This is a genomic window from Mycobacterium sp. (genome assembly GCF_032161845.1).
Lineage (GTDB): Bacteria > Actinomycetota > Actinomycetes > Mycobacteriales > Mycobacteriaceae > Mycobacterium.
This window is the reverse complement of the sequence record NZ_JAVRQA010000450.1, coordinates 1-2875: the sequence shown is the minus strand read 5'-3', so window position 1 is coordinate 2875 and position 2875 is coordinate 1. Positions and strand designations below refer to the sequence as shown.

The 2875-nt window shown below is 68.0% G+C and carries 3 protein-coding genes; 1 reads left to right on the top strand and 2 read right to left on the bottom strand.

Going from position 1 to position 2875, the window contains the following annotated elements:
- Nucleotides 1–512: cutinase family protein (locus QOD90_RS24510; RefSeq protein ID WP_526353954.1), on the bottom strand; the 512-nt coding region annotated here is incomplete at its 3' end.
- A gap of 119 nt (nt 513–631) precedes the next feature.
- Between QOD90_RS24510 and QOD90_RS24505 the strand changes: the two genes are divergently transcribed.
- Nucleotides 632–1447, top strand: coding sequence for a formate/nitrite transporter family protein (locus QOD90_RS24505; RefSeq protein ID WP_526353952.1), 816 nt, complete (start codon nt 632–634; stop codon nt 1445–1447).
- A gap of 9 nt (nt 1448–1456) precedes the next feature.
- Here the strand turns inward: QOD90_RS24505 and QOD90_RS24500 are convergent.
- Nucleotides 1457–2875: xanthine dehydrogenase family protein molybdopterin-binding subunit (locus QOD90_RS24500; protein WP_526353950.1), on the bottom strand; the 1419-nt coding region annotated here is incomplete at its 5' end.

The following is a 2875-nucleotide window of genomic DNA, read 5'->3' as shown; positions in this document are numbered from 1 at the left end:
AACGCCGGTGACGGCTTACCGAAAAGCGTTACGGCAGCGACGTGGTCGGCGACCGCGGCCGGTAGCGGCGCGGGTGTGACCGATGTGGGCACGCCCGCCGGTACTTGTGCGGCGGTGACGTAGCCGGCGACGACCGCGCCCTGGGAGTACCCGCCCAGCACGATCTTGGTGTTGGGGCAGTTCTGTGCCGTCGACTGCACGTGAGCACCCGCGTCTCGGACCCCGGCGATGACGGTCCCGGCGAACGCTTCACGGTTGGTGAAGTCGCCACTTGCCGCGTAGTCGACCGGGTACACGTCCACCGTTCGTGAGCCCAGCTTCGCGCGCAACTCGTCCACGAACGACTGGCCTATCCCGCCAACACCGGGCGGCTCGCCGGTACCCCTGGCGAAGACCACCTCGACGTCGGGGCACGGCGCCGCGGACGCGGGCGGAACGAACACCGAGACGAGGTTCGCCCCGGCGATCGCGAAGGCGACGGCGAGCGGCCGCGTGATGTGTCGAGCTTTCATGTGAGTTCCTCGCATCGGTTGTCCGAAACCGTTCCCTTACCCCGAGGTTTGCCAGCCAAACCGTTGGACCCCGATCCGTTCCGAGGCGTGGCGCGCCCCGCTGCGGGTATTCGGTGGTCATGAGCGGTACAGATCAACGCGAACTCGGTGATTCCGACAGCCCCATCGAAGACGAGTTGGAGGACGCGTTCAATCGAATGATCGGGGAGGGCACCCAACGGCTGCACCGCCCGTGGCGCGACGTCCTCACCACCGGCTTCTTCGGTGGTACCGAGGTCGCGATGGGCGTGCTGGCCTACCTGTCGGTACTCAGCGCGACCCATGACCCGCTGCTGGCGGGTCTGGCGTTCTCCGTCGGCTTCCTCGCGCTGCTGCTCGGCCGCAGCGAGCTGTTCACCGAAGGATTCCTGGTACCCGTCACCACGGTGGTCGCCAAGCGCGCCAGCGTGCCTCAGCTCTTCAAGTTGTGGAGCGGCACACTGGTGGCCAACCTCGCCGGGGGCTGGCTGATCATGTGGCTGGTGATGACGGCGTTCCCGAAGCTGCAGTCACAGACGATCGAGTCGGCCCGTCACTACGTCGAGGCGCCGCTGTCCAAGGAGAGCTTGGCGCTTGCCGTCCTCGGCGGCATGGTGATCACCTTGATGACCCGCATGCAGCACGGCACCGATTCCGTTCCCGGCAAGATCGCCGCCGCGGTCGCTGGCGCCTTCCTGCTGGCTGGGCTGCAGATGTTCCACTCAATCCTGGACTCGCTGTTGATCTTCGGCGCCCTCATCACCGGGCATGCGCCGTTCGGTTACCTCGGCTGGCTCACCTGGTTCGGCTACACCGCGCCCGCCAACGTCCTCGGCGGACTGATCTTGGTGACGCTGTTGCGGCTGATCCGCAGCAAGGACCGGCTCCAGGACGAGCGGGAGGACGCCGAGTCCTGACGCCGTCGGCTAACCCGCACCGAGCAGCGCATCGCACATCACGGGCAGGCTGCGCACCCGGATGCCGGTGGCGTGGTGGATGGCGTTGACCACCGCGGCCGCCGAGCCGACGATGCCGATCTCGCCAGCACCGCGCGAGCCCATCGGATTGGAGTGCTGGTCGACGCTCTCGAGCGCGATGGCATCGATGTCGGCGACGTCGGCGTGGCTGCTGATGTGGTAGCTGGCGAGATCCTGGGTGACGACGTGGCCGAAGCGGTGGTCGCGGACACTCTCCTCCTGCAACGCCATCGAGAGGCCCATGGTCATGCCGCCGATCAGTTGTGACCGCAGCGTTGCCGGGTTGATCACTCGGCCGACCGAGAAGACGCCGAGCATCCGGGAGACGTGGATCTCCCCGGTGTAGCGGCTGACCCGGGCTTCGGCGAACTGCGCTCCGAACGAATACATCCCGTAGTTCTCGGCCTCGTCGTTCTCCGGAGCGTCCGCGGTGCTCGCAGCGCCCACGGGCGGCTGATCGCCGTGCTCCTTCCGGAACGCTTGCGCCGCAGCGTAGATCGCGCGTCCCCACGAGCTGATGCCCGACGAGCCGCCCTCCACCGACGCACTGGGCAGGTCGGTGTCACCGATCTGGAGGTCGATCGCTCCGACGTCGCAGCCGAGGATGTCGGCGGCGACCTGCGTCAGGGCGGTCCACGTGCCGGTGCCGATGTCGACGGCGCCGATCTGCACGGCGTAGCGGTCCGCTGCGGTGAGTTCGATGCGGGCGGCGTTGCCTGGCTGAATCATCGCGGGATACACCGCCGAGGCGACACCGGTGCCGACGAGCCACTCGCCGTCGGTACGGGCGGCCGGCCTCGGATCCCTTGCTGCCCAGTCGAAGTGATCGGCGCCGGTTCGCAGGCATTCGACCAGTCGACGGTCCGACCACGGGTTGCCGGTTTCGGGGTCGACGTCCGGCTCGTTGCGGATCCGCAGCTCAATAGGGTCGATGCCGCAGGCGACGGCGAGCTCGTCCATCGCGACCTCGAGGCCGAACATGCCGGGGCACTCGCCGGGAGCGCGCATCCAATAGGGCACGGGCACATCGAGTTTCGCCAATCGGTGGCTGGTCTTGCGGTTCGCGCCGGCGTACATCATGCGCGTCGGCGTCGCGGTCTGCTCGGCGTACTCCTTGACCGTGGCGGTCTGTTCGACGACCTCGTGGCTCAGTGCGGTGATGGCGCCGTCGCGTCCGGCACCGAGTCGGATGTGCTGAATGGTGGGCGTGCGGTAGCCGACGACGGCGAACATCTGCTGGCGGGTGAGCGCCAGCTTCACGGGGCGCCCCGGCACGCGCTGCGCGGCCATCACGGCGAGCACGTTGTGCGAGTGCGGTCCGCCCTTGGAGCCGAAACCGCCGCCAATGTTCTTGGCGACCACGCGGAT